7 protein-coding genes and 6 pseudogenes are annotated in these 13,468 nt (G+C 39.5%); 9 read left to right on the forward strand and 4 right to left on the reverse strand.

Features of this window, described 5'->3' with window-relative positions:
* The 4 genes and pseudogenes from ACY3FQ_RS09345 to ACY3FQ_RS09360 all read left to right on the forward strand — a co-directional run.
* The coding region (locus ACY3FQ_RS09345) for a zinc-binding dehydrogenase (protein ID WP_042119859.1) at positions 1-482 on the forward strand (482 nt) is incomplete at its 5' end.
* Positions 483-575: 93 nt separating this feature from the next.
* A pseudogene (locus tag ACY3FQ_RS09350) lies at positions 576-1,798 on the forward strand (IS256 family transposase).
* A 42-nt stretch (positions 1,799-1,840) separates the two neighbouring features.
* Positions 1,841-4,507, forward strand: a complete 2,667-nt coding sequence (locus tag ACY3FQ_RS09355) for an excinuclease ABC subunit UvrA (RefSeq protein ID WP_004979617.1) — start codon at positions 1,841-1,843, stop codon at positions 4,505-4,507.
* Between the two features lie 167 nt (positions 4,508-4,674).
* On the forward strand, positions 4,675-5,607 hold the full coding sequence (locus tag ACY3FQ_RS09360) for an IS5 family transposase (RefSeq protein ID WP_489773941.1): 933 nt from the start codon (positions 4,675-4,677) through the stop codon (positions 5,605-5,607).
* A gap of 133 nt (positions 5,608-5,740) precedes the next feature.
* Here ACY3FQ_RS09360 and ACY3FQ_RS09365 read toward each other — a convergent pair whose 3' ends face one another.
* Positions 5,741-6,904 (reverse strand): zinc-dependent alcohol dehydrogenase, encoded by a 1,164-nt coding sequence (locus ACY3FQ_RS09365; RefSeq protein WP_004897278.1) that lies wholly within the window; start codon positions 6,902-6,904, stop codon positions 5,741-5,743.
* A gap of 388 nt (positions 6,905-7,292) precedes the next feature.
* Between ACY3FQ_RS09365 and ACY3FQ_RS09370 the strand changes: the two are divergent.
* From ACY3FQ_RS09370 to ACY3FQ_RS09385, 4 genes and pseudogenes are all read left to right on the forward strand, one after another.
* A pseudogene (locus tag ACY3FQ_RS09370) lies at positions 7,293-9,203 on the forward strand (sensor domain-containing protein); the annotation flags it as partial.
* 76 nt (positions 9,204-9,279) lie between these two features.
* A pseudogene (locus ACY3FQ_RS09375) lies at positions 9,280-9,387 on the forward strand (IS5/IS1182 family transposase); the annotation flags it as partial.
* Positions 9,387-9,563: pseudogene (locus ACY3FQ_RS09380) on the forward strand (IS4-like element ISAba33 family transposase); the annotation flags it as partial. The pseudogenes ACY3FQ_RS09375 and ACY3FQ_RS09380, both read left to right, overlap by 1 nt.
* A gap of 128 nt (positions 9,564-9,691) precedes the next feature.
* Positions 9,692-10,729 (forward strand): L,D-transpeptidase family protein, encoded by a 1,038-nt coding sequence (locus ACY3FQ_RS09385; RefSeq protein WP_005401921.1) that lies wholly within the window; start codon positions 9,692-9,694, stop codon positions 10,727-10,729.
* Between the two features lie 33 nt (positions 10,730-10,762).
* Here ACY3FQ_RS09385 and ACY3FQ_RS09390 read toward each other — a convergent pair whose 3' ends face one another.
* The 3 genes and pseudogenes from ACY3FQ_RS09390 to ACY3FQ_RS09400 all read right to left on the reverse strand — a co-directional run.
* Entirely contained in the window at positions 10,763-11,092 is a 330-nt protein-coding gene (locus ACY3FQ_RS09390) for a hypothetical protein (protein WP_050764505.1), read from the reverse strand.
* Between the two features lie 25 nt (positions 11,093-11,117).
* Positions 11,118-12,208, reverse strand: a pseudogene (locus tag ACY3FQ_RS09395) (IS3 family transposase).
* 70 nt (positions 12,209-12,278) lie between these two features.
* Positions 12,279-12,668, reverse strand: a pseudogene (locus ACY3FQ_RS09400) (helix-turn-helix domain-containing protein); the annotation flags it as partial.
* Positions 12,669-12,803: 135 nt separating this feature from the next.
* Here ACY3FQ_RS09400 and ACY3FQ_RS09405 point away from each other — a divergent pair.
* Entirely contained in the window at positions 12,804-13,421 is a 618-nt protein-coding gene (locus ACY3FQ_RS09405) for a CAP domain-containing protein (protein ID WP_078390486.1), read from the forward strand.
* The last annotated feature ends 47 nt before the right edge of the window (positions 13,422-13,468 follow it).

Raw genomic sequence — 13,468 nt, forward strand, 5'->3', positions numbered from 1 at the left:
TTATTTTGAATCATCTTGGTTATGAGATTACAGCTTCGACTGGTCGACCTCAAGAGTCAGAATATTTAACCTATCTAGGGGCGAGTGAAATTATTGATCGTATTGAATTATCTTCCCCAGGAAAGCCATTAAACAAAGAAGTTTGGGCTGGCGTAATTGATACTGTTGGAAGCCATACTTTAGCCAATGCATGTGCTAGTACAAAATATCGTGGTGCAGTTGCTGCGTGTGGTTTGGCAGGCGGAATGGATTTTCCAGCAACAGTTGCTCCATTTATTCTAAGAGGGATTACCTTATATGGAATTGATAGCGTGATGGCACCAATCGAATTAAGAAAAGAAGCATGGGAACGTTTGGCTACAGAATTAGATCAAACAAAATTAGAAACAGTAACGACTGAAATTCAGTTAACAGATGCTTTAAATATTTCAAATGAAATTTTAGATGGAAAAATTCGAGGTAGAGTTGTTGTACAGATATAGTTCAACAAAATGAGTTGTGGGACTGTTCTAAATTTTGTGTAAGTACTTAATTTTCATTTATCCTACTGAGGATAATAAAAAGAGGTACTTCACATGGATGAAGCTACAATCAAAAGTATGGCAGCTGAATTAGCTAAAGGTTTAAAAACTCCTGAAGATTTAAACCAAATGACAGCCATATTTAAAAAGTTCATGATCGAAACCGCTCTGAATACTGAGCTTTCTGAACATTTAGGCTATGAAAAGCATCAACCTAAGAAAGGATCTAATGCACGTAATGGTTTTAGCTCCAAAACAGTTCTAACACAAGATGGGCAGCTTGCTTTAGATATCCCTCGTGATCGTGATGGCTCTTTTGAACCACAGATTATTAAGAAGCATCAAACACGCATTACTAGCATGGATGATCAAATTCTTTCGCTATATGCGAAAGGAATGACAAATAGAGAAATTGTTGCTTTTTTAAAGAAATGTACGATGCCGATGTATCTGCCTCCCTTATTAGTAAGGTGACGGATGCTGTCATTGAACAAGTGACAGAATGGCAAAATAGAACACTCGATAGTCTTTATCCTGTTGTCTATTTAGATTGCATTGTTGTTAAGGTTCGTCAGCATTCAACAGTAATCAATAAATCAGTTTATTTAGCATTAGGCATTAACCTGGATGGCCAAAAAGAACTTCTTGGCATGTGGCTTGCTCAAACAGAAGGTTCCAAATTCTGGCTGTCAGTCATGACAGAGCTTAAAAATCGAGGAGTGCAAGATATTCTTGTAGCCTGCCTTGCGAAGCAGCGCTTCTCAGGACTAAAAGGCTTTCCTGATGCGATAGCCTCTGTCTACCCTCATACTGATATCCAGCTGTGTATCGTACATGTTGTACGCAATAGCCTGAGATTTGTGAGCTGGAAGGACTACAAAGCTGTAACAGCAGGATTGAAGGCGATCTATCAGGCAAGTACAGAGGAAAATGCTTTAAAGCCCCTAGATATCTTCTGCGATCAATGGAATCACCAGTATTCAAAAATTGGAGAATCCTGGCGGGCAAATTGGGAAAATATCCGAACGATCTTTAGCTATCCTGCTGAAATACGTCATGCGATTTATACAACAAATGCAATTGAATCATTGAATAGCGTGATCCGCCATTCAACTAAAAAGAGAAAGATCTTCTCTTCTGATGATTCAGTGAAAAAGGTCATTTATTTAGCAACTTCAAATGCTGCTAAAAAATGGACCATGCCAATTCAAAATTGGCGTTTAGCAATGAATTGGTTTACGATTCAGTTCGATGATCGATTAAAAGATCATTTATAAAAAATGAGACTTACACAAAATAATTTACAGGCTCGTAGAAACATGAAAATACATTCTTTTGGTGAACACAATAACATTACTTTATCTAATAATTGTATTGAAGTTCGAGGTGCACGTGAGCATAACCTTAAGGATGTAGATGTTTCTATCCCAAGAAATGCACTTGTTGTTTTCTCAGGTGTATCGGGTTCAGGAAAATCATCACTTGCTTTTGGAACTATTTTTGCTGAAGCACAAAGAAGATATTTCGAATCTGTTGCACCTTATGCAAGACGCTTAATAGATCAGGCCGGAGTACCAGATGTTGATGCTATTGATGGTCTACCACCAGCAGTAGCATTGCAACAACAACGTGGTGCAAGTAATACCCGTTCTTCTGTTGGAAGTGTAACAACTTTATCAAGTCTCGTGCGAATGATTTATTCGCGTGCTGGTGCATATCCTGCCGATCAGCCAATGTTATATGCCGAGGACTTTTCACCGAACACTCCTCAAGGTGCTTGTCCTACCTGTCATGGTTTAGGTCACATTTATGAAGTTACAGAATCGACAATGGTTCCTGACCCAACACTCAGTATTCGTGAGAGAGCTATCGCATCATGGCCACCTGCTTGGCACGGGCAAAACTTACGCGATATCCTAGTAACCCTAGGGTATGATGTCGATCGACCATGGAAAGATTTACCGCAATCGGATAGAGACTGGATTTTATTTACTGAAGAAACCCCAACAGTTCCTGTCTATGCTGGTTTAAGCCCCGCTGAGACTCAATCTGCACTTAAACGTAAACTAGAACCCAGCTATATGGGCACTTTCACTGGTGCTCGTCGCTATGTCCTTCATACTTTTGCTAATACCCAAAGTACGTTGATGAAAAAACGTGTTTCACGTTTTATGGAAGGAAAAATATGCCCTTCCTGTCATGGTAAACGCCTTAAACCAGAAGCCTTATCTATTACCTTTGCTGGAGTAGATATTGGTGAGTTTATGCAACTTTCTTTGGATAAGTTAACTTGCCTGCTTGAGCCCATTGTTCTTGGCAATTTCGACGCTCATGATGCTGGAGAAAAGACTAATAATAAAGTAACCCAACTTGATAGATCCGAACGAGCAACAACAGGTAGAGCAGTGCATTCTGTATCTCCAGATGTAAGACGTACGTCAGCACTTTCAGATGAAAAGAAAATTGCTGCGCAGCGTTTAGCAAATGGTGTGGTGGGGCGTTTAAATCAATTACGCCAGTTAGGTCTTGGTTATCTAACATTAGATAGAGCCACACCGACTCTTTCAGCGGGAGAGTTACAACGTTTGCGTTTAGCAACACAATTAAGTTCTATGCTATTTGGTGTAGTTTATGTACTGGATGAACCGTCTGCTGGATTACATCCTTCAGATAGTCAGTCATTATATGATTCTCTCGATAAATTAAGAGACGCTGGAAACTCCGTATTTGTTGTAGAGCATGATTTAGAGCTCATGCGTCGTGCTCAATGGTTAGTGGATGTTGGACCAGATGCAGGAGAGCAAGGTGGTAATATTTTATATAGTGGAGTACCTCAGGGTTTAAGTGAGATTTCAGCTTCACGTACTGCAAGTTATTTATTTAATAAAATCCCAGTTACTCAAAGTTATGGACGTACACCCTCTGGTTGGCTTGAACTTAACAATATTTACCGACATAACCTGCATAATATTGATGCTCGTATACCTCTTGGTGTACTTACAGCAGTTACAGGTATTTCAGGTTCAGGTAAATCTAGTCTCGTTTCTCAAGCTTTACCCGAGTTAGTACTTTCATATTTAGGCAATGAATCTGAAACTGAAAACAATAATGAAAATAATCCTTTAAATGAAGGAATGTTGGTTACCGAGGTTACACAGGGTTCTCTGGCTGGTGATGTGGAGGCTATACAGCGTCTGGTACAGGTTGATCAAAAACCAATTGGCCGTACTCCACGTTCTAATCTGGCAACTTATACGGGTTTATTTGATCATGTTAGAAAGTTATTTGCTGGGACTCCTGAAGCTCGCCAAGCTCATTATGATGCTGGACGTTTTTCGTTTAATGTGGCTAAAGGGCGATGTGAAACTTGTGAAGGTGAAGGCTTTGTCAGTGTAGAATTATTGTTTATGCCAAGTGTATATGCCCCTTGTCCGACATGTCATGGTGCTCGATATAATGATGACACTCTGAAAATTCGCTGGAATGGACGTAATATTGCTGAAGTATTAGGAATGACCGTCAATGAAGCACGTGATTTTTTTGATGGAGAGGTCTCGATTGCTCGTTCACTACAATTATTAAAGGAAATTGGCCTTGGTTATTTACGTTTAGGGCAACCAGCGACTGAACTATCTGGTGGAGAAGCGCAACGTATTAAATTGGCGACCGAGCTGCAACGCAATCAGCGTGGAAATACACTGTATATACTTGATGAGCCAACTACAGGTTTGCATCCATCAGATGTAGATCGATTGTTAGTTCAATTGCAGCGATTAGTCGATGCGGGTAATACCGTGGTTATGATTGAGCATGATATGCGTGCCGTTGCACAAGCAGATTGGGTGATTGATGTGGGACCAGGTGCTGGAAATGCTGGTGGGAATATTGTTGTGGCAGGAACACCAAAACAAATAACAGAAAATCAAGATAGTCGTACTGCTCCATATTTAGTTAATGAGTTAGTGAGTCGTGATACTAAACGTTGATATTGCGAGTGGGTAGAATAAAACCTTAAATTAAAAGCCTGTAAAATCAATCAGATATTTTTTTGTTTTAGGTGGTGTGTGAGCATGAAATCTAAAAGTTTTTTTCAACTAAGGGCTTTGTTGCACAAACCTATCTGTAACGGCTTTTTCAGCGATATAATTTTCAAATGAAGAAGCCTACACACAAAATCTACCGCACAACCAATTGGCCCGCATATAACCGAGCACTCATGAGTCGCGGAAATATTGCCATTTGGTTTGATCCTGCTACGCAATGGTATGCGCCATCAAAAGGCAAACAAGGGCGAAATCAAACCTACTCCGACGCAGCCATCCAATGCTGCTTAATGATTAAATCCTTATTCCGTCTGTCTTTACGTATGGTCACTGGCTTTGTGCAAAGTCTGATTAAACTTTGCGGATTAAATTGGACAGCACCAGATTACAGTACGCTTTGTAGAAGACAAAAGCATATTGATATTGCAATCAGCTACCAAAAAAGTAGCGATGGGCTGCATCTACTCATAGACTCTACAGGCATGAAGTTTCTAGGTGAGGGCGAATGGAAACGCAAGAAACATGGACCTGAATATCGTCGCCAATGGCGTAAATTTCATATTAGTATAGATGCCAAAACCCTGCAAATACGAGCAGTTCAGCTTACAACCAATAATGTCAGTGATTCACAGGTGCTTGGTGATTTACTTGATCAGATTCCACAAGATGAGCAGATTGACTCTGTTTATACCGATGGAGCTTATGACACCAAGCAATGCCGTCAGGTCATTGCAGATCGGCAAGCGCATACGGTGATTCCACCTAGAAAAAATGCGAAACCATGGAAAGATACAAAGAGTAGCTCGCTAGAGCGAAATGAATTACTTCGAACAGTTAAACGTTTAGGCAGGACACTATGGAAAAAATGGTCAGGCTATCATCGGCGAAGTTTGGTTGAAACTAAGATGCACTGCATTAAATTATTAGGAGATAAACTCAGTGCAAGGAGTTTTGATAGCCAAGTGAATGAGATCCATGCACGTGTAGCAGTGCTTAACAGATTTACGGAATTAGGTCGACCACTTACCCAAGTTACGCCTTAAATTTGGCTCAATTAGGGGCGCTTTGCATTTCAAATCTTTGTGCAACAAAGCCCTTAAAAACAAGAAAAAGAGGATTGATAAAATGATGATAAAAAATAAAAAAGCGCCTGATGGCGCTTTCCTTTAATCATATTTATGGCGTCAGAATCACTTTACGACAGTCTTCTTCTTTTTTATCAAAAATACGGTAACCTTCCGCAGCATCTTCCAGTTTCATGCGATGGGTAATAATCAGATCTGGAGACAGATCTCCATTTTCAATATGTTCTAGCAACTGCGGCAAGTAGTTATGCACATGGGTTTGTCCCATTTTAAAGGTTAAACCTTTGTCAAAGGCATCACCAAACAGGAAGCCATGAATTGGACCGGCATAAACTCCAGGTACACTCACCACACCGCCGCGGCGGACCGCTGCAATACATTGTCTTAACGCTGAACCACTCGAACCTTCTAATTTCAGGTTGGTCATTACGGTTTCCAGCATGCTGCCTTTAGCTTCAAAACCGACCGCATCAATGACGGCATCGACTCCACGATAACCCGTGGTATTTTGAATGATAAATTCAGCGGCATCGACTTCATCAAAATTGACCGGAATCACTCCATAGGTTTGATGTGCGAAACGCAGACGATAAGGATGGTGATCGACCATAAAAATCTGCTCGGCACCGAGCATCCGCGCACAGGCAGCAGCCAGCAGACCGACTGGGCCAGCACCATAAATCGCCACACTGGAACCTCGACCAACTTGGGCATTGTTCACTGCTTGCCAGGCGGTTGGTAGAATATCGGTCAGGAATAATACTTTTTCATCAGGCAGGGAGCCTGGCACTTTAAATGGTCCGACATTGCCCTTGGGGATCCGCACATATTCAGCTTGACCACCCGGTATACCACCATACAGATGGCTAAAGCCAAATAAAGCTGCCCCTGGTGGAATCTGTTTTTTATTGAGAATTGCACCACGGCCGGTATTGGTATTTTCACAGGCAGCCATTAGTTCATGTTCACAGAAAAAACAGTGACCGCATGCAATCACAAAGGGAATAATTACCCGATCACCTTTTTTGACTTCGGTTACTTGTGGGCCGACTTCTTCTACAATTCCCATAAATTCATGGCCGAAAATATCACCGTCTTCAGTGGCCGGGATTTTTCCCCGGTATAAATGCAGATCTGAGCCACAGATGGCGGTGGCTGTCACCCTTAAAATAACGTCATCTGGTTCCTGAATCACTGGATCTGGAACAGATTCAACTCGTACATCCCGAGCACCATGATAGGTAAGAGCACGCATGCGGATTTCCTCTTTCTAGTTCAACATTAAACAGACTCGTAGCAAGGCTGCCAAGAATTAAAAAACACTTTTATTAGAGCCTTATGCGCCAAGAAATCGCTGTAAATTAATGTATGAAATAAGACATCCGAGTGTTTAAAAAATAAACTTATATAGGGTTTACGTAATTCGTGAGCTTATGTGTCGAATGAATAGAAAAGAACAGAATTAAAGAAACATCTAGTAATTTCTATAACTTATAGTGAATAGCCACCAATTTTGTAGACACCTTTTAGTTAGATAAAAAAGCAATTTTTTTGATCTTTAAAGAATGAGGATATAGTATTTGTAAAATTACTTAGCTGCTTAAAACTTAATTCTAATTGGTTAATAGGTGAAAAATGGGTAAGAGCAAATACAGGGGAAACACTATTGGACATTAATACCTGATGAATATCATGAATTAGTTGATTCTGCATTTAAATCTGCCCTACTGGGGAAGTCTCAACATTACGAAATTCCCGTTTATAATGCGTTAGAAAAAATTATATGGCTTGATATTATCAATTTACCAATAATTCAAAATCAAAAGGTTACAGGTGTATTTACGATTGCACGTGACATTAGTGTAAATCGGAAAAATAAGGAGAGCTTACGTCTTTTAAAGCGTGGAGTTGATGCAAGTCCGAGTGGGATGTTTATCACGGATGCCTCTGAAAACATGGTGATCAGCTTTGTTAATCCTGCTTTTCTTAAACAAGTTGGTTATACAGAAGAGGAAGTCATAGGTCGTAATTATAATTTTTTACAGGGCCGAGATACTAATCTAGAGCAGCTTGCTTTGTTTAAGCAAGCGGTAAAGGAGCAGAAAGATGTTCAGATAACGTTAAAAAATTATTGTAGGGATGGGAGCTGGTTCTGGAATAGATTAATGTTGGGGCCAATTTTGGATCAAGATGGCAAATGTACTCATTTTCTTGGAATTCAGGAAGACATTACTCAGCAACGTATCCATGAAGAATATATTGAATATCAAAATACTCATGATCAATTAACAGGCTTACTAAATCAAATAACTTTTGAAAAAGTCTTAGAGCAAACTTTCGAAAAACAAAAGCTTCTAACTTTACTTTATATTGATCTTGATGACTTTAGTTCGATGAATGATAGTTTAGGTTACTACGTTGGTAATAAAGTTATTAAAAATATAGCGAGCCGACTAAAAGGTTTTTTAAAACCTGATGAGGTTTTGAGTCGGTATGCCGAAGATGAATTTGTATTATTAATCAAAGGCCAACATGATCATAAAAAAATAACCACAAGAGCTGAAAAGATTCTTGATTTGATTTCAGAGCCGTTTCAAGTCGATGACCATACACTCCATCTAAGCGCAAGTATGGGTATCGTCATAAATAACAGTTTTATACAATGTGCTTCAGAACTTTTATATCGGTCTACTTTGGCTATGAGAGAAGCAAAGAGACAAGGCCGTAATACTTGGCATTGTTATGAAGAAAGCAATAAAATTTCACCCAATTTAGATTATGCTCATCTGCGTTTAGAACTTATGGAAGCAGTAAAGAAGAAGCAGTTTACACTATTCTATCAACCGTTAATCAAACCATTAACAGGCGTGGTTCAGGGAGTAGAAGCGCTGATTCGTTGGTATCATCCCGAACGGGGTTATATTTTTCCAGATGTTTTTATTCCTTTAGCTGAAAGAACAGGACAAATTGTAAATATTGGACAGTGGGTTTTAGAAACAGCATGTTTAGATATCGCTAAATGGAATAAGGCGCATGATAGTCAGCTCACGGTTTCAGTTAATATTTCTCCTTTGCAGTTTGGACGTGCTGGGTTTCTTGAGGAACTTCAAAAAGCGCTAAAAATAAGTCAATTACCAGCTGAGCTGCTTAAAATTGAAATTACCGAAGGCGTTATTATTAGTGGTGCCGACAGGGCAATTGAAATTCTAAAATCTATTCGTGCTTTAGGAGTGCATGTGGTCATTGATGACTTCGGCACTGGTTATTCGAGCCTTAGCTATCTACGACTACTACCGATTACTCAAATCAAACTGGATCGAAGTTTTATTGAGAATCTGACAATTAGTGTTCAAAATGCTGCAATTGTTCGGTCGATAATTTTTCTAGCCCATCAGCTGAATTTAGAGGTCGTAGCGGAAGGTGTTGAAACACTAGAACAAGCTATTCTGCTCTATCAACAAGATTGTGATTTATTTCAAGGCTATTTTTATGCACGGCCTGCCCCAATAAGTGACTTGAATTCGAAATTTTTGCCGTTGGAAAGTTTAAGTTAAGGTAATTAATCTTTGTAAATTGGGCTTTGTTGCACAAACCTATCTGTAAAGGCTTTTTTAGCGATATAATTTTCAAATGAAGAAGCCTACACACAAAATCTACCGCACAACCAATTGGTCCGCATATAACCGAGCACTCATGAGTCGCGGAAATATTGCCATTTGGTTTGATCCTGCTACGCAAAAAAAGCGATAAAAATAAAGAAGCATGGACGACTTTCAGTAAGTTTATTTCGCTACGGTTTGGACCATGTTCAAATGGCTATTCTACGTTTGATTGGTTTTGGGAAAAAAGAAGAATTTAAGAAAGTGCTAGCAATTTTAAGAAAGAAAAAGCCTGATAGGACAAGGGCCCTATGAAATTTGTCGTGTACAGAGTTAAAATTGTTACAAAGCCGCATTTTATATACATTTTTAAATTATCAACTTTATTTAAAATATGAGTGCAGTTATTTTGATCAATAAAATTAGTTTGGGGGTTAGTCGTTATGTTGAGTCGCTTTTTAGTTATTTGCCTGAGTAGTATGTATATTTTTTCGACTTATACTCTTGCAGCTGAACCACAAAAATCACTTCCTCCTACCACCAACAATCTAAACAATTTAGCACTGTTAAACCAAGCCGACACATGGTCTTTAGATAATCTAAATAAAGCGGAGTGGTCGGACAATCTTGAAAAAGGCTATCTTCCTGTTTACGCAAAGTTACAAGTGCTGTTGAGTCGCCATTACTCATCCTCAGGTGCAATTGATGGCATATTGGGCCTAAATACTGTGAAAGCCATTTCAGCTTTTCAGATTATGAAGGGTTTAAGTGGTGACGGAGTGTTAGATGCAAATACTTGGCGGCTTTTAAATGAAGTTACGACTCAACCGACGTTTATTGAGTACACCATTACCACACAAGACTTGAAAGGTCCTTATGCTCAATCGATCCCTGTGGATTATGCCGAACAGTCAAAAATGAAGGGCTTGTATTACACCCGTGTGACCGAAATGCTCGGTGAAAAATTCCATATGGATGAATTGTTTTTAAAAAAAATTAATTCAGGCGCAAATTTTAATAAAGTCGGTGAAAAGATTATTGTCGCAAATGTAATAAATGTTTTGCCAAATAATGTGCAAAGCATTATTGCACACAAAGGTTCTAAACAATTATATTTGCTTAATCGACAAAATAAGATCATTGCATCTTTTCCTGCAACGATCGGGAGCGAAGATAATCCCTCACCCACTGGCACGCATGCCATCGGCAGTATCGTGTTCAATCCACATTATAGTTATAACCCTAAGAATTTTATTCAAGGCAAAAATCTTAAGCCCTTAAGCCTCCCCCCAGGACCCAACAACCCTGTAGGAAATATTTGGATTGGTTTATCTCGACCTTCTTTTGGGATTCATGGCACGCCAAATCCCGCCTTAATTTCTAAAACAGCATCGCATGGTTGTATCCGATTGACTAATTGGGATGCTAATAACTTAGCTAAAGTCCTCCATAAGGGGTTAACTGTAATTTTCTTGGAATGAAAAAATTTACCTCGCTATTTGAAAAATCAAAATTTAGCAATCAAGCGCTTGCGTTCTCAAGCTCAATTCCTCTTGTCTCTTCCCACAAAGCCAAGATTTCGCTAGGCGTATACTTTTCCCACTTTTCATAGTTGCCAATAATTGGGCACTAACAAACAGCTCAATCTCGGAATACGTCCAATTTCCAGGAAGATTCCTCGGATACTTAGGTTTTTCATCTTTATGGTCTAAATAATCTGAATAAGTCGATATTTTCTTAGCAAAAACAGTATCTTTAATAAACCTAGCGTCTTCATCACCCGATAGCTCTAAGGTGCGTAACCGATCACCTACAAATTTCGACTGATACGGTAATCCTCCCATAAATAACCGAAGTTAAAAGTAGAGGTTAAGCAGCCATTAGAGGTGGCTTTCCTTTGTTAGCTTGATGTGGTCTTTCATGGTTGTAATGCCACAACCAGTTTGTTGCATAATCTTGTACTTCATCCAAAGTATCAAATAAATGCTTGCTCAGCCAACTATAACGTATGGTCCGATTATAGCGTTCAATATACGCATTCTGCTGTGGCTTACCCGGTTGAATATATTCAATACGAATACCGTGCTCAGTAGCCCAGCGCACAAATTCGTGACTGATAAATTCGGGACCATTATCGCATCGGATCACTAACGGTTTTTCTCTCCACTCCAGCAATTGATTCAACGTACGAATAACCCTGATTGTGGGCAATGAGAACCCTGCTTCAATGGCTAGGCCTTCGCGGCGGTAATCATCAATCACATTCAATAATCGAAACTTGCGACCATCGGAAAGCTGATCATGCATAAAATCTAATGACCAAACCTGATTTTCTCGGATTGGTTCTTTCAATGGTTCAGGCGCATGCCGTTTTAGTCTTCTTCTCGGTTTAATACGCAGATTCAGTGCCAACTCACAGTAAATGCGGTAAACCCGCTTGTGATTCCAGCAGCAACTCTCAACATGCCGTAAATACGAGAAGCACAAACCAAAGCCCCAATCGGAATTTTCCTCAGTGAGTTCAATGAGCTGTTCAGCAATGAGTGCATTGTCATCGCTGAGTTTGGCTTGATAGCGGTAGCAGGTTTCACTAATGCCAAATGCTTTACAAGCCAAACGAATACTAATGGCATGCTGGGCAACTGCCTGTTGTGCCATCTTACGCCGGCAAGATGGCTTTACCCTTGCGCAGCAGTGCTGCTCATTGCCATCGCTTCCTGGATGATTTCGGCCTTTAATCGCCCTTCCGCATACATCTTTTTAAGTCTGGTATTTTCGGCTTCTAGCTCTTTCAGTCGAGCCATTAATGATGTATCCATACCACCATATTTGGCACGCCATTTATAAAAGGTAGCATTACTCATGCCGTGTTCACGGCAAAGGGTCGCTACAGGTGTGCCAGATTCTGCCTGTTTCAAGATGGACATGATCTGACTGTCAGTAAATTTAGATGTTTTCATGCAGAATCTCCTGCTCGTATCTTAAGAGAAAATTCTACTTTTAGATCCTATTATTTTTAGGGGGGATTACCACTTTAGCTGCGAGTGCTTTCAAACGCTTCTTAAAGTTCTCTAAATCATAACGTAACCAAATAGAGCGAACACCGCTACCTGAAACAAATACACCCTTCTTGCGTAATTCGTTACTAGTACGATGCTGCCCATAAGCTGGATACTGAGTTGCGAAATCAATGACTGCTAGTTCTGTAGCATCATCTACACGATTTTTTAGATTAGGTACTCGACGGGATTTATTGATCAATGCATCCATGTCACCAGACTGTACTAGCTCCTGATAGCGATGAAAAGTATCTCTAGAGACACCCATCACTTTACACGCTCTAGATACATTCTGAAGCACTTCAGCTAAATTGAGCAGACCTACTTTGTGTTTAATGATTTGATTGTTAGTATGCAACATAAGAAAGTTACCTTTGTTTGATTAAGATTTCGACACCTTTATCAAAATGGGTAACTTTATCTTTTTCAAGAGTTATGTCCGATCAAGTCTGAACTAATACATCTGATGAATAAAAAAATTTGCTAGAGGTGCACTATGAAAAATATTGCTTATCATTCTTTTATATGCAGTCTATACTTTTTACTACATGGATGTTCAAATTCACAACCACAACAGCCTTTGCAGCATCAATCAAATAAAACCATTGCAAAATCAACAACGATACCCACTCAAAAAAATCCTCAACAGACTTTAGCCTCTTTTGACAAAATCTCTTGTGATGACATTCAAAATCCACAGTTTCAGCAAGCAGTTTTAAATGCCATTAATGAAATTCGAAATCACTCCCAACAATGTGGAAAAATTGCCTACTCGGCAACTCATTCATTAAAATGGAATAATCAATTACAGATGAGCTCAACTGCGCATGCACAGGATATTTCACAACGTCAGATTTTAAGTCATGTCGGGCGTGGAGGTGAAAATCTTAGATTCCGTATTAAAAAAACAGGGTATAAAGGCGGTGGGGGTGAAAATCTAGCAACAGGTCAAACCAACCTTAAACAAGTTCTTGAAAATTGGCTGGCATTAAGCCCAGGACATTGCGATAACTTAATGAAACCGCAATTTAAAGATTATGCGATCGCATGTAGCCGAAATCCTACAACCCATCGAACATACTGGGTGCAACACTTTGGTAGCGGGAAAAACTAAAACCGAGTACAAGATCTTTATTTGATCGGGTAAAAACTGAAATTAAC

It is taken from the genome of Acinetobacter sp. AB03 (assembly GCF_058107045.1).

What these genes read in the sequence shown, in the direction of transcription:
- ACY3FQ_RS09365 (WP_004897278.1), bottom strand. Translation starts at nt 6,904, where the DNA reads ATGCGTGCTCTTACCTATCATGGTGCTCGGGATGTACGAGTTGAATCT.
- ACY3FQ_RS09385 (WP_005401921.1), top strand. Translation starts at nt 9,692, where the DNA reads ATGTTGAGTCGCTTTTTAGTTATTTGCCTGAGTAGTATGTATATTTTT.
- ACY3FQ_RS09405 (WP_078390486.1), top strand. Translation starts at nt 12,804, where the DNA reads ATGAAAAATATTGCTTATCATTCTTTTATATGCAGTCTATACTTTTTA.
- ACY3FQ_RS09360 (WP_489773941.1), top strand. Translation starts at nt 4,675, where the DNA reads ATGAAGAAGCCTACACACAAAATCTACCGCACAACCAATTGGCCCGCA.
- ACY3FQ_RS09390 (WP_050764505.1), bottom strand. Translation starts at nt 11,092, where the DNA reads ATGGGAGGATTACCGTATCAGTCGAAATTTGTAGGTGATCGGTTACGC.
- ACY3FQ_RS09355 (WP_004979617.1), top strand. Translation starts at nt 1,841, where the DNA reads ATGAAAATACATTCTTTTGGTGAACACAATAACATTACTTTATCTAAT.